18 protein-coding genes and 2 pseudogenes are annotated in these 18,374 nt (G+C 69.7%); 10 read left to right on the top strand and 10 right to left on the bottom strand.

Annotated elements, in window-relative coordinates:
- Positions 1-18: 18 nt before the first annotated feature.
- The 5 genes from ABEE00_RS06705 to ABEE00_RS06725 all read left to right on the top strand — a co-directional run bounded on the left by ABEE00_RS06705 (position 19) and on the right by ABEE00_RS06725 (position 3,493).
- On the top strand, positions 19-1,296 hold the full coding sequence (locus ABEE00_RS06705; protein WP_345744324.1) for a cytochrome P450 family protein: 1,278 nt from the start codon (positions 19-21) through the stop codon (positions 1,294-1,296).
- A gap of 73 nt (positions 1,297-1,369) precedes the next feature.
- Positions 1,370-2,128: a hypothetical protein gene (locus ABEE00_RS06710; protein ID WP_345744325.1), complete on the top strand. Its 759-nt coding sequence runs from the start codon at positions 1,370-1,372 to the stop codon at positions 2,126-2,128.
- 68 nt (positions 2,129-2,196) lie between these two features.
- Entirely contained in the window at positions 2,197-2,856 is a 660-nt protein-coding gene (locus ABEE00_RS06715; protein ID WP_345744326.1) for a cytochrome c oxidase subunit 3, read from the top strand.
- A gap of 3 nt (positions 2,857-2,859) precedes the next feature.
- On the top strand, positions 2,860-3,144 hold the full coding sequence (locus tag ABEE00_RS06720; RefSeq protein WP_345744327.1) for a cytochrome C oxidase subunit IV family protein: 285 nt from the start codon (positions 2,860-2,862) through the stop codon (positions 3,142-3,144).
- A 91-nt stretch (positions 3,145-3,235) separates the two neighbouring features.
- On the top strand, positions 3,236-3,493 hold the full coding sequence (locus ABEE00_RS06725) for a DUF5988 family protein (RefSeq protein ID WP_345744328.1): 258 nt from the start codon (positions 3,236-3,238) through the stop codon (positions 3,491-3,493).
- Between the two features lie 21 nt (positions 3,494-3,514).
- Here the strand turns inward: ABEE00_RS06725 and ABEE00_RS06730 are convergent, their stop codons facing one another.
- The 3 genes from ABEE00_RS06730 to ABEE00_RS06740 all read right to left on the bottom strand — a co-directional run bounded on the left by ABEE00_RS06730 (position 3,515) and on the right by ABEE00_RS06740 (position 6,673).
- Positions 3,515-4,873 carry an NsdA family TPR-like regulatory protein gene (locus ABEE00_RS06730; protein WP_345744329.1) on the bottom strand — a complete coding sequence of 453 codons (1,359 nt, stop codon included), beginning with the start codon at positions 4,871-4,873 and terminating at the stop codon, positions 3,515-3,517.
- A 740-nt stretch (positions 4,874-5,613) separates the two neighbouring features.
- Positions 5,614-5,766, bottom strand: coding sequence for a hypothetical protein (locus ABEE00_RS06735; protein ID WP_345744330.1), 153 nt, complete (start codon positions 5,764-5,766; stop codon positions 5,614-5,616).
- Between the two features lie 61 nt (positions 5,767-5,827).
- Positions 5,828-6,673, bottom strand: coding sequence for an aldo/keto reductase (locus ABEE00_RS06740; RefSeq protein WP_345744530.1), 846 nt, complete (start codon positions 6,671-6,673; stop codon positions 5,828-5,830).
- A 147-nt stretch (positions 6,674-6,820) separates the two neighbouring features.
- Between ABEE00_RS06740 and ABEE00_RS06745 the strand changes: the two genes are divergently transcribed.
- Positions 6,821-7,432 (top strand): flavin reductase family protein, encoded by a 612-nt coding sequence (locus tag ABEE00_RS06745; protein ID WP_345744331.1) that lies wholly within the window; start codon positions 6,821-6,823, stop codon positions 7,430-7,432.
- 54 nt (positions 7,433-7,486) lie between these two features.
- On the opposite strand, the gene ABEE00_RS06750 is transcribed toward ABEE00_RS06745, so the two are convergent.
- Positions 7,487-8,458 (bottom strand): DMT family protein, encoded by a 972-nt coding sequence (locus ABEE00_RS06750; RefSeq protein ID WP_345744332.1) that lies wholly within the window; start codon positions 8,456-8,458, stop codon positions 7,487-7,489.
- 276 nt (positions 8,459-8,734) lie between these two features.
- Between ABEE00_RS06750 and ABEE00_RS35780 the strand changes: the two genes are divergently transcribed.
- The gene (locus ABEE00_RS35780; RefSeq protein WP_451918507.1) at positions 8,735-9,106 is read left to right on the top strand and encodes a DUF6011 domain-containing protein; all 372 of its coding nucleotides are present in this window, start codon (positions 8,735-8,737) and stop codon (positions 9,104-9,106) included.
- 74 nt (positions 9,107-9,180) lie between these two features.
- Here the strand turns inward: ABEE00_RS35780 and ABEE00_RS06760 are convergent, their stop codons facing one another.
- Positions 9,181-9,549 (bottom strand): DUF4873 domain-containing protein, encoded by a 369-nt coding sequence (locus ABEE00_RS06760; RefSeq protein WP_345744333.1) that lies wholly within the window; start codon positions 9,547-9,549, stop codon positions 9,181-9,183.
- A gap of 131 nt (positions 9,550-9,680) precedes the next feature.
- Positions 9,681-10,889: an FAD-dependent oxidoreductase gene (locus ABEE00_RS06765; RefSeq protein ID WP_345744334.1), complete on the bottom strand. Its 1,209-nt coding sequence runs from the start codon at positions 10,887-10,889 to the stop codon at positions 9,681-9,683.
- A gap of 106 nt (positions 10,890-10,995) precedes the next feature.
- Here ABEE00_RS06765 and ABEE00_RS06770 point away from each other — a divergent pair, with 106 nt between their 5' ends.
- The 3 genes from ABEE00_RS06770 to ABEE00_RS06780 all read left to right on the top strand — a co-directional run bounded on the left by ABEE00_RS06770 (position 10,996) and on the right by ABEE00_RS06780 (position 13,812).
- Positions 10,996-11,463 carry a MarR family winged helix-turn-helix transcriptional regulator gene (locus ABEE00_RS06770; RefSeq protein WP_345744335.1) on the top strand — a complete coding sequence of 156 codons (468 nt, stop codon included), beginning with the start codon at positions 10,996-10,998 and terminating at the stop codon, positions 11,461-11,463.
- 244 nt (positions 11,464-11,707) lie between these two features.
- Positions 11,708-13,333, top strand: coding sequence for an MFS transporter (locus tag ABEE00_RS06775; protein WP_345744336.1), 1,626 nt, complete (start codon positions 11,708-11,710; stop codon positions 13,331-13,333).
- Positions 13,330-13,812, top strand: coding sequence for a MarR family winged helix-turn-helix transcriptional regulator (locus ABEE00_RS06780; protein ID WP_345744337.1), 483 nt, complete (start codon positions 13,330-13,332; stop codon positions 13,810-13,812). Before ABEE00_RS06775 ends, ABEE00_RS06780 begins: the two co-directional genes overlap by 4 nt.
- A gap of 27 nt (positions 13,813-13,839) precedes the next feature.
- Here the strand turns inward: ABEE00_RS06780 and ABEE00_RS06785 are convergent.
- The 4 genes and pseudogenes from ABEE00_RS06785 to ABEE00_RS35785 all read right to left on the bottom strand — a co-directional run.
- Positions 13,840-14,262, bottom strand: a pseudogene (locus ABEE00_RS06785) (pentapeptide repeat-containing protein); the annotation flags it as partial.
- 73 nt (positions 14,263-14,335) lie between these two features.
- Positions 14,336-15,937 carry a group II intron reverse transcriptase/maturase gene (gene ltrA / locus ABEE00_RS06790; RefSeq protein ID WP_345744339.1) on the bottom strand — a complete coding sequence of 534 codons (1,602 nt, stop codon included), beginning with the start codon at positions 15,935-15,937 and terminating at the stop codon, positions 14,336-14,338.
- An 833-nt stretch (positions 15,938-16,770) separates the two neighbouring features.
- Positions 16,771-17,568: a hypothetical protein gene (locus tag ABEE00_RS06795; protein WP_345744340.1), complete on the bottom strand. Its 798-nt coding sequence runs from the start codon at positions 17,566-17,568 to the stop codon at positions 16,771-16,773.
- A gap of 71 nt (positions 17,569-17,639) precedes the next feature.
- Positions 17,640-18,368, bottom strand: a pseudogene (locus ABEE00_RS35785) (pentapeptide repeat-containing protein); the annotation flags it as partial.
- Positions 18,369-18,374: the final 6 nt, after the last annotated feature.

Raw genomic sequence — 18,374 nt, forward strand, 5'->3', positions numbered from 1 at the left:
CCCTTTGGAGACCCGCTGATGAACAGCTCCCGCGCACCTGGCAGCGGCAAGCCCGCGCCCGTCGACCTGCGTCCACACGCCGAGGAACTCCGTCACGACCCGCATCGTGTCTACGCCCGGCTCCTGAAGGAGAGCCCCGTCCACTGGGCGGTCCAGCCCGACGGCGCCGAAGCCTGGCTCGTCCTGGGCTACCCCGAGGCCAAGGAGGCACTGGCCCATCCGGCGCTCTCCAGCGACCTCGCGCACGCCAACCGCCAGTGGCGTGCCCACTACCTGGGGGACCCCGACGCCACGGACTTCCCACACGGCCGCAACATGCTCAACTCCGATCCGCCCGAGCACACCCGGCTGCGCAAGCCCACCACCCAGGCGTTCACGCCCCGCCGCATCGAGGCGCTGCGCACGACCGTGGAAGAACACACCGCCCGGCTAATCCGTGCCCTTCCCCCGCAGGAGCCGTTCGATGTGATCGACGACTTCGCGGCGCCCCTCACGCTCGGCATGATCTGCACCGTGCTGGGCGTCCCCGGCCTCGACCACGGGCGCATCCGCGAATGGGCCGACCGCGTCAGCTTCCCCGATGCCCCCCAGGACGCCATCACCGCACGCCAGGAGCTGATCCCGTACTTCGACCAGCTGATCGGCGACAAGCGCCGCAGCCCCGGCGCCGACTTGTTCGACGCTCTGCTGCAGACAGCGGACGCCGACCAGCTCTCCCACGAGGAACTGCGCGCCACCGCCTTCCTGATGCTCCTCGCCGGACACGAGACCACCATCAGCCTCCTGTCCAACGCCGTCCTGTGCCTCCTCACCCACCCCGAGCAACTCGGCCTCCTACGCCGGAATCCGGACCTGGTGGGCCAGGCCGTCCAGGAGACGCTGCGTTTCGTACCGCCTGCGCCGAGCCCCTTCCCGCGGTTCGCCAAGGAAGACCTGACTCTCGGTTCCACCACCATTCCCGGGGACGGCAGCCATGTGAAAGTCATGATCTCCAGCGCTCAGCGCGACCCGCGCGAATTCGCCGACCCCGATGTCTTCGACATCACCCGGACCCCCGGCTATCTCCTGGCGTTCGGACACAGCATCCACGTCTGCCCCGGCCGCTCTCTGGCATATCTGGAAGCGACCATCGCCCTGCCGGCCCTTCTTGGCCATTTCCCCGACCTGACGCTGGCCACCACTCCGGACTCCCTCAACTGGCGCGTCGGCCCCCTTCTGCGGGCCCTCGACCACCTGCCGTGCAGGGCGCACGCAGATGGCAGCGGACCGACCTCGGAACCCGAGCATGGCCGTTGATGCGCAGCCGCCGTACGTGGCCCACGAACCACAAGAACCCAGCCGGTCCCGGGAAGACAAAGGACCCGTCATCATGGAACAGCGCTTCTCCCCCAAAGCCCATCGGCTCTATCTGTGGATGGGCCTTGGACTGATCATCCCCTATGTCATCGGTTTCTTCCCGATGGCAGAATTCCTGCCGCCTCCCAGTCCCGGCTGGTCGGCGATGCGGCTGAGCGCGTGGATCGTCGAGCATCGGCTCGGTGTACAACTGGCGTGCGTGGTGATGATTTTCGGCGCCACGCTCTGCGCGCCGTGGGGGGCCGCGCTGGCGGTGTGGACCCGCAAGACCGAGAGCCGCTTTCCCCTGCTCCACGGCACCCAGCTCATCTCACTCGGCTGCGGGGTGTGCATCATCGTTTTGGTCAACATCTTCTGGGCGGCTGCCGCCTACCGTGCGGGCCAGACATCTGCGCAGGTCACTCAGGCGCTATGGGACATGGGGTGGTTCCTGTTCATCTTCGCCGTCCCGCCGTTCATCGCCTGGTTGGTGTCGCTGGCACTGGGAATTCTCTGGAACCCTCCGGACCATCAGCTCTTTCCGCGCTGGTCCGCCTACATGACGCTCGCCCTGTGTCTGAACTGGGGCACGGACGTGGTCATCGTCTTCTTCAAGGGCGGCCAGTGGACGTATTCCGGGTTCACCGGAATGTGGCTCATCTTCGGCACCTTCTCCCTGTGGGTGCATGTGATGACCTACCTCGGATTCAAGGCGGTCTCCCGCCAGGAGCGGCTGTGCCGGGAGGAAGACGCGGACGGCGTGTATCGCACCGTCGGCGTCCCGGCCGCCTGAGAACGGCGCGCCCCGACAGCAGCCAGGACGACGCCTCGCGCGTCGCGGGCGAGAAAGGGCAAGGAGCCATGCACGACGCAGAGAACAGCACGTCGACCCTCGCAGAGAAAACAGAGAAGAAGGTCCTCGTCCCGCGCCGACAGCCCGACACCGGTCCGCAGGCGCGGTGGCTGCCCGGCGAAGTGGGTATCTGGGTGTTCGTCTTCACCGACCTCATGATGTTCAGCGCCTACTTCGCGGCACTCCTGAACGAACGCGCACACCACGCAGGGGAATTCACCTCGGGGCGCGCGGCCTTGAACACCGACCTCGGTGCCCTCAACACCTTCCTCATGCTCACCGCCTCCCTCTGCATCGCCCTCGCGGTCCATGCGGTACGGGAATCGGCCGAGCGCACGGTACGGCGCCTCCTGCTGGGGTCAGGGATCTGCGGAGCGCTCTTCATCGTGAACAAGGGAATCGAGTGGAGCAGCGCGGCCGGAGCCGGCCACACCCCGCAGACCAATGTCTTCTTCCAGATGTACTACATGCTCACGGGAATCCATCTTCTGCACGTGATCATCGCGATGATCGTGCTCGCCTACCTGTGGCGAACGGCCCGCCGCATGCGAGCGGGCGGCACGACGGACGCGCGGCACATGCGCTTCTTCGAAAACGGAGCCACGTTCTGGCACTTGACCGACGCGCTCTGGATCGTCCTCTTCACGCTCTTCTACCTGGTCCGGTGAGAGATGGCTGTATCAGTACGCACCACGCGCCCTCGGATCATTCTCCTTGCCTGGGCGGCTCTCATGGCCATCACGGCCCTGTCGTGGCACCTGGCCGATGAGAGTCACGGGGGTTTCGGGGCCGAGGCGAGCACCGTGCTCATCATCGTGCTCACCGGCGTCAAGGTGCTGATCGTGGGCTACGTCTTCATGGAAATCCAGTGGGCGGCCCGCCGTCTGCGCGCGGTGTTCACCTGCTGGTGTGCGCTGGTCAGCGCCATGATCGTGACCCTCTACCTGGTGGGGTGAGGATTCTGGCCGAGCGCCGGTTGCCCCCCCCACCCGTACCGGTGACTTCACAAAGCGAGGGCATGCAGCCTGTCGCGAGGGGAGTGTCCTGATGTCCGTATTCGCCGAACCTGTCATCGATCTCGTCCAGGACCACGCTCACCATTGCCTCGTCTATCTCATCGGCGCTCCTCGCGGGCCCAAGGGCCTGATGCGGCTCACCGTCGGTACGACGCATACCGCCCAGAAGGTGGTAGTGCCGCATTACGGGTGCCATCAGCACTTCGAATCCGCGAATGCCACGACGTCCGCCTCGGGCATCGATGTTCCGCTCTACACGTGGACCTACAGCACCTCCATAGCGGAGTGACCTCAGTACGGCGGACCGCTCTCAGCCCGCTCTGGGTGCGAGGGGACGAGCCTGCTGCAGGACGCTACGGGCATGGGCGTTGAGGCTGTAGGGGCGCAGGGCCTGGCGGAGGCCCATGAGGGCCTGGTCGGCCCGGCGGGAGTGCAGGCGGGGATAGAGCTCCAGAAAGTGGTGCCAGTGGGTGCAGGCTGCGTCCAAGTGCCCCAGGCGCAGGTGGGTTTCGGCCAGCCGGGCGTGGGTGAGGGCGGAAGGCGCGTGTTCCTGGGGGCCGCGGTGCTTCGTCGAGTCCTCCAGCGCGGCCACGGCGTCGGCGTGCCGCCCCAGGGCACTGAGGACGGCGGCGCGCTGGTAGTCCAGCCCGGCCCTCGGATAGGTGGCGAACGGGTCCGACGTCCCGCTCGCCTGCTCGTGATGGCCCACGGCCTCGTCCATGAGGGCCAGGGCCAGACGCGGCTGCCGTCGCCCAGCGGCGGTGCGCGACCGCTGGATGAGGACGAAGGCCCGTACCGCGTCGACGGCGGTCTCTCCCGCGGTGTCGGCCGCGAGGGTTGCCAGGGCATGGGCGTCGCGGGGGTGGCCCAGGCGTAGGGCCTGAAGACTCATCGCGCGCAGGGCGATGGCGAAGGTGGAACGGTCGCCGGCCTGCCGCGCGAGCCCCAGAACAGCAGTGAAATAGCGTTGGGCCAGCTCATGGTGCCCGGCGTCGTCGGTCATGACCCCGAGCATGTGGGCGAGTTGGGCGGTACGGAGGAACAGCTCGCGCCGGAGCGGTCGGGAGGCCCGCTGGATGAGCAGCGGGCAGGCGTCGTCGGCGAGGTAGGCGGCCACAGCGGTCCGGGCGTATGCGCCGCCGTGGCCTGCGGCCAGGTCGACGACGGTGCGGATCACGGCCTGGAGGGCATGGGTGTCCGAAGGGGCCGCCGCGCGGCCGTGCCGGACCGGCGCCGGCAGCGGCGCCGCTTGCACGGGCCACCGGGCCGTGGCGTCCCGAGGCGGGGTGAAGGGTAGGTGGCGCAGCAGAACACGAGTGGCGGGGTCGGTGTCGCCGCGGGTGAGCAACAGCAGATGATCCAAGGGCGCCGGCTCCCCGGTGGAATCGGGCGGCAGCGCCGCCTGAGCCGGGGGGAGTTTACTCAGGCCGGTGTCTTCGGCAGTGACAGGCCGGTTCAGGCGGCGGCTGAACGCCAGCGCGGCCAGTTCGGGTACGGGGGCCCGGGGGCGGGAGCCGCGCAGCCAGTGGGCGATGGAGGACCGGGTGTAGCTCAGATGCCGCCCCTGCGCGTGTCCGACCGCGTTGACCTCGCGGGCCAGTTCGGCCGCTGTCCATCCGGCCTCCAAAAGCAGCGCGGCCAGCCGCTGATTGGGCGCATACCGTGCCACATCCCCTCCAGCCGCCGCCTTCGAGTACGACGCGGATCCGCTCGCACGCGAAGCGCTGCCGCGCGAAGAACCGCACTTCGGTGGCTACCCCTTCCACCGCCGCGCATCGGCGCGGCCACCGGAAGACCGCAGCACAACGACCGCGCACGACATCATTGCCAGCGCGCACCGGGGGCGTCTAACCTCCACAGCCTCATCGCTTCTGCCAGCCCCATCCACACCACGCCGACCACCCCGCAGTCAGCCGACGCCATGAGAACCTGCTGCGAGCCGCCCCGTCGTCGGAGGTCGCGACGCCACCGACCATCGTGTGGTCCACACCTACGCCGCCGACTTGCTCGTGAACCGGCCCCGACGCCTCAACTGCTGTGTCGTGTCGCCCAGCAGGGACTGCGCCTCCTTGTCGTTGAGGGCGGGTATGGCCCGTTAGTTGGGCGGGGACCGGTCTCCCGGCCACGTCCTGCGAGCGCGAGCCACCGTGGCGATGCCGTTCCGGTCCGCTGCGAGGGCGGGGGAATCGCGAACATCGGCGCCTTACTCCGTCGTCTTCGCCGGTATCGGTCTCTTCGCAGCCGGGGGCGTGCAGGAGTCGGCCGCTACCGAGCTGGTGCACCGCGCTCTGGGCATCGCGGTAGCAGGCCAGCCCCGAGGTCCGGTCCACCCACACCTGTGCGAAGGGCAGCTCGCCGTGCACCAATCGGCGCTTCCACGATGGGGGGGGGACTCCGCAACGCCCGGCGTCAGGCGGCGTTCTCCGAAGCGGTGGTGGAGGTGCGCGTGCGGACGGCGGGGGCACAGGTATGGCACAGCCAGAGGGTGCGGCCGGGGCCTGAGTTCTGCTCGACGTAGTGCGGGTGGTCGCTGCCGCAGCGGGCGCAGAAATGGGGGGTCACGGAGGGTCGCTCCTATCGCGGGCTGGGCGGGGTCGGGGACCGTGCGGTCCGCGGTTAGCGGTCAAGTCCGGGCGGCCTGGGGCGAGGTGCCAGCGACCGGGGTGGTCGTCTTCGGGGTGCTCGGCGGGCCAGCGGGGGCGTTCCTGGGTGGCTGTGCGGTGCGTCGAGTGACGGACGCTCCTGCCTGCATCAGCTCGTGCAGGTGTCGGGTGGAGCTCGTGGCCGGGATGGGTGCCACGTGGTTGCCGAGGTCCAGCAGCCAGCGGAGTGCTGTGCCGACGTCCCCGGTCAGGGCTCCTGCGCCGAGCGGGGCGTACGGCACATAGGGAATGCCCAGCCTGCGGCAGTGCTCGACGGTGGGGAGGTCGTCGGGGACGGCCATGCTGAGCTTGTTCTGCACGGCCGCGACCCTGATGACGGTGAAGGCCGCGTCGATCTCCTCCGGGGTCACCTTCGACAGCCCGATGTGCGCGATCTTCCCTTCGCTGTGGAGCTCGGCGAGTGTTCCGACCTGGTCCAGGAAAGGTACAGCGGGGTCGATGCGGTGGAGGTAGCACAAGTCGAGGCAGTCAACGCCCAGGCGGGTCAGCCAGGAGCTGGCGGAACTCGGGTTGTACGACGACCCAGTCCGTGGAGCCGTCCGGTTTGGTGACCTTCTTCTTTTTGAAGGCCGAGGTGTCGTTCTCGCGGTGGACCTTGGCGAACTCGTCCCAGCGCGGTCGGGTGCGGCAGTCCTCGGCGTCTTCGAGCTGCCGGTCGACGCCGGCCTCCAGCCCGAAGCGGTCGGAGGAGGTGCGCAGGTACGCGGCTGGCCGCTGGGGGACGTAGGCGGCCAGGTGGTCGTGCAGGTTGAGGGTGACGTGTCCGCCTCGTACGTGGGTGGGGACCTCGAAGTCCTCCCAGACAGCGGTGGGTGGTGCGGGTGTTAACGGCGGTCGCTCCAGGTGCTCGGCGTGTACCGATACCGGGCACCTTCGGTCGGACTTCGCGGTTGGGCGGAGCCGGGAAACCCCGGTTAGCCTGCGCGGTTGTCCCGCGGGGGATACTGCGGATCATGCGTGTTGACTTTGATCCTCAGTCCATGTCCGGCCGGGACTTCTACAAGCTGCTGACGGCCACCGTGGTGCCGCGGCCCATCGCCTGGGTGTCGACGGTGAGCCGAGACAGTGATACGGAGAACCTTGCCCCGCACTCCTTCTTCAACGTCGCCTGTACGGAGCCGCCCATCGTGCAGTTCTCCTCCGTGGGGCGGAAGGACTCGTTGCGGAACGTCGAGGAGACGGGGGAGTTCGTGGTGAACCTCGCTCCCGAGGAGCTGTTCGAGCAGATCAACGCGACGGCCACGGACTTTCCGCGCGGGGTCAGCGAGTTCGACGCGGTGGGACTGGAGCGGGAGAACGCGCTGCGCGTGAAGCCGCCGCGGGTCGCGGGGTCGCCCGTGGCCCTGGAGTGCGAGCTCCACAGCACCCTCAAGCTCGGCAACACGACCGTGGTCTTCGGCCGCGTGGTGCACGCCGCCGTGTCCGAGGAGGTCATGGTGGACGGGCACCCGGACGTGCACCGGATGAAGCCGCTCACCCGGCTCGGCAAGAACGAGTGGGCCCGCACCGGCGAGGTGTGGGAGATCGCCCGCATCCCGTACACGGACTGGCAGGGCGGCGCCTAGTACGTAACGCACCACGACCGACAGCAGCAGGACCGCAGCAAGACCGCAGCAGGTCTACGGCTTGCTGCGGCTCAGCGGGTGGTAGCGGCGGCGTCCCGCGTGACCCTGCCGTTCCCGCTGCTCCGCGCCCGGCGAGTGGATCACCACGGGGGAGAGGGTGGCCTCGTCGCGGCGCGGGCGGGAGCTGTTGGCCGCGAGCAGGGTCAGGCCCAGCGCGGCCACCAGCCCCGCGGCCACCGCCCCCAGCTGGCCCGCGAGCCCGAAGCGGAAGCTCTCGCCCATCATCAGGGTGCCGACCAGTGCGGCCATCACGGGGTTGACCACGGTGGCGGTGGCCAGCGGAACGGTCAGGCCCGCGCCGCGGTAGGACGCCTGGGAGGCGCCGAGGCCGGTCACCGCGAGCGCCACGATCAGCAGGATCAGGGCCAGGAGCGCCAAGGCGTCCAGGCTCTTCCAGGTGTCGGCGAGCGTCTTCACGTACACCGAGGCCGACCCGTACGCGATCCCCGAGGCCGTGGCCAGTGCCAGGGAACGCACCACCACCAGGCGCCACCCCGCGGCGGCGCCCGCGGCGATCAGTACGGTCAGGGCGATCGCGACGCCCACGGCGAGGCCCACCTGCTCGCTGCCGCTGAGGACGTTGGGCATCGAGGACTGCGCCCCGGTCAGCAGGAGGATCCCGGCGAGCCCGGTGGAGGTGAGCAGGATGCCGCGCCAACCGGCCGCGCCCACCGGGCGTTTGACGAAGACCGCGGCCATCGGCGCGGCCAGCACCAGCGTCAGTACGCCCAGCGGCTGGACCACGGTGAGCGGGCCCACGCCCAGCGCCACCGTGTGCAGCAGCGCGCCGAGACCCTGCAGGGCCACCGCGACCCACCAGCGGCTGGAGGCGAGCAGGTGCCGCAGCCGGGTCCAGCGGTGCTGGGCGCGGACGGTGGTGGCCAGATGTTCCTGGGCGATGGCGGCCGCGGCGTAGCACACGGCGGAGACGATCTGGAGCAGCGCGGCTGCGGCCAGGGGATTCACGACCGGCTCCGGTGGGTGGTGGCCATCCGGCTCATGTCCTCAACGATGGCGCCGCGCCGCGGCGGCGTCGTCGTCTGACGGGCGCGGCTTCGCGTACCGCGGGCGGAGTACACCTGCGCACGGGCTACACCCCGCAGCGGACACCCCGGCGTGCGGGCCCCGGTCCCGGGCGCCGGGTCGGCTCCGGCGGGCCGGTGATGGTAGACCACTCATATGACCGAGCCCGCGCAACCGACAGCTTCCGACGCCTCTTTGACGCCTGAGGGGACGCCCCAGGTGACGGCCGAGCCGAAGCCCCAGGTGAGAGCCGAGGCGAAGCCCGAGACGACGCCCGAGCCGGCCCCCGGGCCGGCAACCGGCGTCGTGCCCGGCACGCCGGACGGATCGTCGAGCGGGAGCGCGCCCGGAACGAGCCCCGAGGGCGCGGCCGGTGACGCCCCCGTGCCCATGCCGGAGAGCGAACTCCTCCCCGACAGCGCCCCGGTGACGGGCCGCCGCGTGCTGTGCCGCATGTGCGGCCAGCCCCTGCGCGACCGCGCCTCGCGCCTGTGGGGCCTGGGCCCCGACTGCCGCCACAAGCTGTCCCTGCGTACGGCGCCGAGCCCGCCGCAGCACGAGGTCGACCAGGACACGCTGCCGGGCATGTGAGGCGCCCACGCGCTGCGACACCTCGCACACCCCGAAGAGCTCATACGCCTCGTACATCAGCGGGCCGTCGCAGATCAGAACGGCACGTCCCCGCTGCCCTCGACGCGCACCCACTGGCTGCCCCAGCCGTGCAGCAGCACCTCGCTCTCGCGGCCCGTCCCGGCCAGCCGGATGACGGTGGGGCGCTGCGCGAAGTGCGCGAAGTCCTCCAGCGGGTTGTCGGTCTTCACCAGGCCGCACCATTTCCACTGCGACTCCGGCGCCTCGGTGACGTACGCGGTGAGCTCGGCGGTCACCTCGGTCTCGGCGTCGTCGAGCACGAGAATGGCCGGCCCCTCGTACCTCCGCTCCCGCTCCGTCCCCCTCTCCTGCTCGCGCCCCCGCCCTTGCTCCGTCTCCTGCTGTGGATCCTGCTGCGGCTGTGACTGCGGCTGTGTCGTCATGGCTCTCTCCTGTGCCTGGGCCCGCACGTACGCCCAGGTTCCGTCGCCGCGGAGTACCCCGCATCCCGGCGCCGGAAGCGCCCTCGGCCGCCGGGCGTCGGAAGCGCACGGAGCACGGGCGCGCAGGAGCCTCAGGCGGCCACCCCCGTCCCCTCTCCCGTCCGGGCCTCCCACTCGATGTGGTGGCCGTACGTCTCCCGCATCTGCTTGCCGTTGGCCGTCGCCCTGAGGGCGAGGGGCAGCATCGCGTCGCGGAGCACGCGGGCGACGGGACCGGCGGCCTTGTTGCTGTTGACGCGGGCAGCCTGGCGGGCTATGCGCTCCACCCGGGGCCGGCGCAGCGCCTCGTACGCGGTGAACGCCGCGGCGGGGGAGGGGCGATCGCGCAGGCAGCGGGCCAGCTCGACGGCGTCCTCCAGGGAGAGCGAGGCTCCCTGGCCCGAGCTCGGTGAGGGCGCGTGCGCCGCGTCGCCGAGCACGATCATGCGATCCGAGTGCCAGCGGGGCAGCGGGGGCATCGCGTGCATGGGGCTCGCGGGAAGGATCTCCTCGCTCGCCTCCACCAGCCGCGCGGCGGGCCCCGCGTCGTCCGCGAACATCTCCCGCAGCACGGCACGCCACTCCTCGGCGCCGACCGCCTCGGCCTCGCCGCGCTCCGGCTCGCGCGGGCGCGGCACATTGGCGAACCACCACACCTCGCCGTCCGGCGCCAGCGCGTGGCCGAAGAACCCGCGGCGGCCGAAGACCATGGCGTACGTGCCGGGGTCGGCGTCCACGCGTATGCCCCGGGTGTAGCCACCGAGCCCGATCAGGCCGGTGTAGCGGGGAGCGGGTGCTGCCGGGTCTATGACGGTGCGCACCGTGGAGTGGATGCCGTCGCAGCCGATGAGCAGGTCGGCGGTCTCCTCACTGCCGTCGGCGAAGTGCGCGCGCACCCCGTCGGAGGTCTCTTCCGCGCTGGTCAGCCGCTTGCCGTGGGCCAGCGCAATGCCGCGGCGCGAGGCCTCCTCGCTCAGCAGTCCGTACAGCTCGGCGCGCTTGAGGGTGCGGCTCACCGGCTCCTCGCCGCCGGGGCGGCTGGTGACGGTCGTGCCGAGGTGCTTGCCCGTGCTGCTGTACATCGCGATGCCCGGCGTGCGGAAGCCGGCGGCCAGCGCGGGGCCCTCGGCGCCGAGGGCGGCGAGGGCGTCCAGGCCGTTCGACCCCAGGGTGAGGAACGCGCCGACGCCGCCGGCGCCGGTGGGGTGCGCCTCGTGGACGGTGGAGTCGATGCCCACCCGCTGGAGGGCCATGGCCGTTGCGGGTCCGGCGATGCCGCCCCCGATGATCAGTGCCTTCATGAACGCCTCCGATGCGCTCCGTGACGGAAGGAGTCGTGCGGATCGAGAACGATCTACGGAAAGTTATTTCGTTCGATCTAACTAAAGAATAGCGTAGACTGGCGACATGGCAAGCAGCGATAGAGAGGAACTGGTCGGCAGGGTCCTGCTGGCCGGCAGGGAGCTGAGTACCGCCGCCGTGCTCTTCCACGGCGCACTCGCCGCCACCCAGGGGCTGAGCGCGACCGAGACCAAGGCGCTGGACCTGCTCCAGCGCGGCGGACCGCTCACCGCGGGCGAGCTGGCCCGGCGCACCGGCCTGGTCCCCGCCTCGGTGACGGCGCTGATCGGCAGGCTGGAGGAGAAGGGGGCGGCCCGGCGGGTGCCGCATCCCGGGGACGGGCGGAAGGTGCTGGTCGAGTTCGACGAGGGGTTCGCCGAGGCCGTCGCGCCCTACTTCGGCGGGCTGGTCGGCTCCCTGCGCGAGCTGTGCGAGGACTACAGCGAGGAGCAGCTCGCCACGGTGGCCGATTTCCTGACGGCGGCGGCGCGGCGCCAGGAGAAGGAGACGGAGCGGCTGGGCAGTGGCGAATAAGGGGAGTGCGGGGGCGGTCCGCGAGGCGGAGCCGGCCCGTTGGCGGGGCGGCGATTTCGGGGTCAACTCCGGTCGCCTCAGGGCGCCTTGGGGGTGGTTGGTCTCCGCTTTGCCGGGGCATTAAGGGGGTTGTTGTACGGTCGAAATAGTTGTGTAAGCACAATCAAAGGCAGGCGTGCTCGGAAGGGCGCGAGCGCCGCCCCCGTGCTGCCCCGCCCCGCCCCCGTACCCGAGGAATCGCCCCGTGCCCGAACTCTCCTACCGGCGCCGGCAGTTCGTGCTCGGCATCTGCTGCCTCAGCCTGCTGATCGTCAGCCTGGACAGCACGGTGCTGAATGTCGCGCTGCCTTCGATCCGGCGCGACCTGCACGCCGAGGTCTCCGGACTGCAGTGGACCATCGACGCGTACACGCTGGTCCTGGCCTCGCTGCTCATGCTGTCCGGCTCCACCGCCGACCGCATCGGGCGGCGCCGCACGTTCCAGGCGGGGCTGCTGCTGTTCACCCTCGCCTCGCTGCTGTGCAGCCTGGCGCCGAGCCTGCCGTGGCTGATCGGCTTCCGCGCGCTCCAGGCGGTGGGCGGTTCGATGCTCAACCCGGTGGCGATGTCGATCATCACCAACACCTTCACCGAGCCGCGCGAGCGGGCCCGGGCGATAGGCGCCTGGGGCGCGATGATGGGCCTGTCCATGGCGGCGGGCCCGGTGGCCGGAGGGCTGCTGGTGGAGACGACGGGCTGGCGCGCGATCTTCTGGATGAACGTCCCGGTCGGGATCATCGCCCTCGTCCTCGCCGCCCGCTTCATCCCCGAGTCCCGCGCGCCGAAGCCGCGCCGCGCCGACCCGTTCGGGCAGCTGCTGATGATCGTCTTCCTCGCCTCGCTGACCTTCGGGATCATCGAATCGCCCAGCAAGGGCTGGACTTCGCCGCTGATCCTGGGCTGCGGAGTGCTCGCACTCGTGGCACTCGCCGCCTTCCTCGCGTACGAACTCCGACGCGAGGAGCCGCTGATCGACCCGCGGTTCTTCCGCAGCGTGCCGTTCGCCGGCGCCACCGCGATAGCCGTGTGCGCCTTCGCCGCGCTGGGCGGCTTCCTGTTCCTCACGACGCTGTATCTTCAGGACGTACGGGGGATGAGCGCCCTGCACGCGGGCCTGTTCATGCTGCCGATGGCGCTGATGACCCTGGTGTGCCCGCCGTTGTCCGGGCGTATGGTCGGGCGGCGCGGGCCGCGCATACCACTGATAGTCGCCGGCGTGGCCATGGCGGCGGGCGCCGTGCTGCTCGCCACCACCGCCACGTCGCACACCCCCGTGGCGCTCCTGCTCACCGCGTTCCTGATATTCGGGCTCGGCTTCGGCACCGTGAATGCGCCGATCACCAACACCGCGGTCTCCGGCATGCCCCGCACCCAGGCGGGCGTCGCCTCGGCGGTCGCCTCCACCAGCCGCCAGGTCGGCCAGTCGCTCGGCGTCGCGGTCATCGGCGCGGTGGTCGCCGCCGCGGCCGCCTCCGGCACGCCGCTGTCCAACGCGCAGGGCACGGGCGGCGACCGGATCGCCTGGTGGATCGTGGCAGGGTGCGGCGCAGCCGTCCTGATACTCGGCATCCTCACGTCCGGGCGCTGGGCGCACGGGACGGCGGTGCGCACGGCGGCAAGGTTGCAGCACGAGGACGAGGCGGTGACGGGCGCCGGCGGCATGGCCGGTACGGGTACGGATGGTGCGAGCGCCAGCGGTGACACGACCGGCACCCATGGGGGGACCGGCACGCATGGTGCGAACGCCACCAGCAGTACGAGCAACACCCACGGCAGGTCAGGAACCACTGGCAATTCAGGAACCACCGGAAACGCGGTGACCGCACCATGAGCGAAACCGAACGGGGCGCGACCGGCCCCGAGTCCGTACCCCCGCCCACCTCGGAGGACAGCGACGCCGCCGAGCGGGTCTGGCACAACCTGCGGTCGCTGGTGCTGGAGCGGTACGACCGGCGCAAACAGGTCAGCGAAGCGCTGGGCATGAGCTTCATCCGCGCCAAGGCGCTCAGCCGCATCGCCGAAGGCACCCTCACGCTGCGCGAGTTGTCCGCCTATCTGGTGACCGACGCGCCGTACACCTCGGTCGTGGTCGAGGACCTGGTCAAGCGCGGTCTGGTGGAGCGCACCGAGAATCCGGCCGACCGGCGCTCCAAGCTGGTGCACGCCACCGAGGAGGGGCGCGCCAAGGCCGAGCGCGCCCGCCGCCTCAAGGAGACCCCGCCCCAGGCTGTACGCGCCCTGTCGGCCGAGGAGTTGGTGACGTTGAACGGCCTGGTCACGCGGCTGCTGGAGGCGCCGATAGGGGAGTGAACCGTACCCGCGCGGCGCCCGTCGCGATCACCGCTTGACCCGCCCCCGTACGGCGAGCAGCGCCAGGGCCAGCAGGATCGGCTCGGTGAAGCGGGAGGCCATCTCGGTGTAGCGGCCCGCGGTGGTCAGGTCACGGCCGCTGGAGCGGAAGACCACGGAGTTGACCACGACATCGGCGGCCTGGTGCGCGCGGGTCGCGGTGAAGCGGTCGGGGAAGCGGGCGTGCAGCCGGGGGTCCTGGTGTCCGATGACCCCGGCTCCGGGCGGGAACGGCCTGGCGGGGGTGTCCGGCAGGCCGAAGCCCATCATCAGCAGCACGGTCGCGGTCATCGCGCACAGCAGCCAGCCCAGGGCGCGGGAGGCGCGCAGGCCGTAGCCGGAGGCGGCCCAGTACAGCCAGAGCAGCGCGCGTTCGGGGCGCGGGGTGAGCGGGGAGTGGCGGCGCATCTGTCGGGTAGGCCCCGTCCCTCTCGGGACGAGGCCCCCCTCAGAACCGTGCGTGCCACTCGTCGCGGCACACGGCTCAAGCAGACCCCTCGGGCAGCACTTGATTCTGCGTTTGACCGTAGTCATGGGACGCGTGATGCCTCCGATGACAGTCGGAGTGGACCAGGGCTTGGTTGGACATTTGATCCGATCCGCCGCGTGAGCGGTAGATCAGATGATGCTTGTGAATCGTTCGGTAGCTAGCATGAAACCAGTTGGCCCAGTCGCGGACTGAGTCCGGTTCGTATGTCGCTCCGTCGATCAGGTCAAGTCCGCAGAGCGGACAGAGCCCCTTCTGCCTGGCTGCGAGATTGACGTCGAACTTGCCGTCCGCCTGCGGGTGTTTCCGCTTGCGCGTTCGCTCCCGCCAGTACTCCGCCAGTTCCGGGTCGTCCTTGGACGCAGCACCCTTGACCATCACGTGGCGTTGGATGCTCGTCCATCCGAACTTGCCCATAAAGGCACCGGTCTCCGTGTCGCCGAAGACCCAGCTGTCCTGCCGGGTTGGATTGAAGCGGCCGAAGTACGCGCTCTTGACCCAGTTGCGCGACTTCTGTGCATGCCGTCTCTTCGCCCACCTGTACTCCCGCTTATAGAGCCACCAATCCAGCTTGTTGAACGTCTCACTGGATACGGCGCTTCGGTAGTAGGTAGCCCATCCCTTGATCAGAGGGTTCACATTGCGGATCAGATCCGTTGTTTTGACCGCTGCCATGCGCTGACACCGGTCAGTGATCTCCCTCTTGACCTTCTGCACCGCTGCCTTACTGGGCTTGATCAGGAGCTTCTCGCCGTACCTCCTGACGTTGAAACCGAGGAAGTCGAAGCTCTCCGACGCGTGGACCACTTGGGTCTTTTCGTCGTTGAAGGTCAGCCCTCTCGGCTCCAGCCAGGCAGTGAGTTTCTCCTTGATCTGCCACGCTTCCGCCTCCGTCGCGCACATGACGACGAAATCATCGGCGTAGCGGACCAGCGTCGGGATATTTCTCCGCGACCTCTGCAGTTGCGTGAGGCTCGGGTCGTATCCGGCAGCGATTTCCATGCCATGGAGTGCGATGTTGAGCAGCAGAGGGCTGATTACCCCGCCTTGCGGCGTCCCCTCCTCGGTGGGAGCGAACCTGCCGTTCTCCATCACCCCGGCCTTCAACCATCCTCTGACTTCCCGGCAGGCCGGGAAGTCGCCGATGGCATCCAGTAAGCGGTCATGGTCGATGCGGTCGAACGCGCTGGACAGGTCAGCATCCAGGATCCAGAGCTTCTTGGCGCCCTTGCGGGCCAGTGTCTGGAAGATCGCGCCGATCGCGTCATGGCACCCTCGTCCGGGTCGGAAACCGTAGCTTCGCCCTTCGAAGCGTGCCTCCCATTCCGGCTCCAGGGCGTTTTTCACCCTGGCCTGCTCCACTCGGTCCCGGATCGCGGGGATGCCTAGTGGTCGCTTCTTGCCGTTCGCCTTTGGGATGTGCACTCGCCGCACCGGTAGTGGCCTAAACCGCGGCTCCTCGGTCAACTCTCGCAGAAGTTGACCTCGTTGCCGTTCGTCGACCACGACCGCCCCGTCGACACCGGGAGTGCGGCGTCCTGCGCTGAGTTGGGTCACTCTGCGGATCGAAACGATCGTGTTGCTTCGTGACCTCAGCATCAGCTTCTGCAGATTTCTGACCCTCTTCGGGTCTTCTTCGCGTGCCGCCTTGAAGATCCTGCCTCAGTCGCCGCACGTCCGCCTCCGCCTTGGCCCAGTTGGTACTGCGCCATTGCTCGGCGTCGCTCAGGGCCATCGTCACGTCGGCTGTCTCAGTTTCCGTCGAAACGGTCACGTCCACCACCTCCGCGTCCACTCCGGTCCCCTGACTTTCGGTCTCATTGCGTTGGCATCCTCAAAGGTCCACCAGGCCCGCGTCAGCTCGCTTTCGCGCCCAGCCAATTGGCCGGTATCCGCCGGGTTATAGGCGGCGGCTGAGGTGCCGTCGTCCGCCCTTTCCCCTGGGCTTTCGCCCCAGCGGCCTTTGCTTCTCGGGCCTTCCTTCGCCCGCCCGCAGAGGAGTTGAGCTTCTGTTGCCATCGGCCTACCGGTCATGCGGCCGGACCTCTACGGGATTGTCCTGTTCCGCTCCGTCCAGATGCGAGCTGGGGCGGGTGCCTCCTATATCCCGGGGCCACGGTGACCACGCGCGACGTAAATGGGACCGTCGTGCCGTGCTTGCTTCTCAGCAGTAGCCCTGTGCCGGCGTTCTGTACTGCTCCGGCATCTACGGTTACGGGACCTCATCAGAGGTTCACTTGCGTTCACCCTTCAGCTCTCCCCCTTGGCCCTGTGCCTCGCAGCAGCCTGCGTGGCCTTGGAGCTTCGGTGACGAGGGCTTCGCACAGGTCCGTTACCGGTCCTGCACGCCTCGCTGGGGGCCCGCCATGTCGGTCACTTGGCGGGGAAGGCCTCCTTCCTCTCGGTTGCCTTCACTGGTTCCGGAGCGGCTTTCAGGCCGCACCCATTTCGCCGTAGTAGAAGTCGGCCGCGCCCGGCTCGTTCTTGGCGTCCTCGAATCCTTTGCGCAGGTCCCGGTAGACCGGTGCCAGGGCCTCGGGGCGTACGGCGGGGCGGCCCTCGGGATCGGCCAGCCAACCGGATTCGGGTCCTTCGCGGGAAGCGCGCCAGTACTGCTCCTCCGCCAGCGTCTGGCGTGAGGTCCAGCGCAATGGGAGTGGGCCCCGGCGGCGGAGCCCCGTGGGCGTGCCGGGGAAGGTGCAGCGTCCGTACAGGCGTAGCTGGTCGAGGTGGATCGTGCCGGCGAAGCGGCATTCGCGCAGGTCGATGTCGGTGAGGACGAGGTGGGAGGCGTCCACGCCGTGGAGCGACGCCATGCGTACGGGGGCCTCGTCGAGCCCGCTTCCGTGGCGTATGGATTCGCTGAGCCCGGATTCGTCGAGCGTGGAGTCGTGTGGCGCGGCGTCGTCCGTCGCGGAATCCTGGACGGTGAACGGGGGATGGGCGGCGACGCTCACGGGGAACTCCAGCATCGCCTCGCCGAGGTTCACCGCCGCGTGCCGCAGCCGCAGCGCGGCCTTGGCGGTCCAGCGGGTGTGGCGGCAGTCGACGCGGTACGCGGCGAGCTCCAGGGTGACCGCGACGGAGAACACCGCGGAGGCGAGATCCACCGTCCCCCGGCAGACCAGGGGGCCGAGCTGCGGGGAACCTTGGAAGCGCGCGCCGCCGAGCCGCGCGTCCTTCTCGAACCGGGTCTCCTCGAAGCCCGCCCGGCCGTGGAACTCCGCCACCTGAACCAGCCCACGCCCTCGAACACCGTCTGGAGAAAGAGCGCGGCATCCTCGAACATCGCCCCGTCGAACCAGGCGTCGCCCGCGCACCGCACCCGCGAGAACCGCACACCGCGCGCGAAACGCACCGACTCGAACTGCGCTTCGTCCTCGAACCGCGCCGCGTCGAACCCGGCCTTGTCCTCGAAGACCGCACCGTCGAACCCGGCGCCCCTCTCGAACACCGCCCGGTAGAAGCCGGCGTAGCCCTGGAACATCACGTCCTCGAACCGCGCGTAGCCCCCGAAGGTCACGCCGTCGAAGCGGGCGCTGCCGCGGAATACCGCCCCCTCGAACGAGACGTGCCCCGCGAACGTCGCCCCGACGCACGCGACGTCGCCCTCGAAGACCGCCCCGTCGAAGTCGGCCCCGCCGAACAGCGGTTGCCGCCCGACGGGATCGCGTACGGCACCGGCCAGACGCCTCCACAGGGCGGAATCGAAGGTCGTGCCGCGGTGGTCCAACGCGCTGCCGGGGCGCAACGAATCCAGGTAGGCGTCGCGGTCGGCGACGTCGAGATGTGCCAGGCAGGCGTCGTACAGCCGCGCCTCAGACTCGGCCTCGGTCTCCGACGCGCCATCGATTTCGGCGTCGGCCCCGTCAGCCCCACCGCCCTCACCGGCCCCAACAACCGCCCCACCCCCGGCCCGTGGGCGCGGGACGCGGTGCCCCCGGCAACCCACGGGATCGTCCGCCCCGTACCCGCGACCGCAGTGCAGGTACGGGGGCGGCTCGGTGGACAGGGAGGTGGAGGCGGTCATGTGGTG

Origin of the sequence: Streptomyces odontomachicola (assembly GCF_039605595.1) — a bacterium.
Taxonomy (GTDB): Bacteria; Actinomycetota; Actinomycetes; order Streptomycetales; family Streptomycetaceae; genus Streptomyces.

Excerpts from the sequence above, each read along its gene's own strand:
- ABEE00_RS06705 (WP_345744324.1), top strand. The coding sequence starts at position 19 with ATGAACAGCTCCCGCGCACCTGGCAGCGGCAAGCCCGCGCCCGTCGAC.
- ABEE00_RS06710 (WP_345744325.1), top strand. The coding sequence starts at position 1,370 with ATGGAACAGCGCTTCTCCCCCAAAGCCCATCGGCTCTATCTGTGGATG.
- ABEE00_RS06715 (WP_345744326.1), top strand. The coding sequence starts at position 2,197 with ATGCACGACGCAGAGAACAGCACGTCGACCCTCGCAGAGAAAACAGAG.
- ABEE00_RS06720 (WP_345744327.1), top strand. The coding sequence starts at position 2,860 with ATGGCTGTATCAGTACGCACCACGCGCCCTCGGATCATTCTCCTTGCC.
- ABEE00_RS06725 (WP_345744328.1), top strand. The coding sequence starts at position 3,236 with ATGTCCGTATTCGCCGAACCTGTCATCGATCTCGTCCAGGACCACGCT.
- ABEE00_RS06745 (WP_345744331.1), top strand. The coding sequence starts at position 6,821 with ATGCGTGTTGACTTTGATCCTCAGTCCATGTCCGGCCGGGACTTCTAC.
- ABEE00_RS06760 (WP_345744333.1), bottom strand. The coding sequence starts at position 9,549 with ATGACGACACAGCCGCAGTCACAGCCGCAGCAGGATCCACAGCAGGAG.
- ABEE00_RS06765 (WP_345744334.1), bottom strand. The coding sequence starts at position 10,889 with ATGAAGGCACTGATCATCGGGGGCGGCATCGCCGGACCCGCAACGGCC.
- ABEE00_RS06770 (WP_345744335.1), top strand. The coding sequence starts at position 10,996 with ATGGCAAGCAGCGATAGAGAGGAACTGGTCGGCAGGGTCCTGCTGGCC.
- ABEE00_RS06780 (WP_345744337.1), top strand. The coding sequence starts at position 13,330 with ATGAGCGAAACCGAACGGGGCGCGACCGGCCCCGAGTCCGTACCCCCG.
- ltrA (WP_345744339.1), bottom strand. The coding sequence starts at position 15,937 with ATGCTGAGGTCACGAAGCAACACGATCGTTTCGATCCGCAGAGTGACC.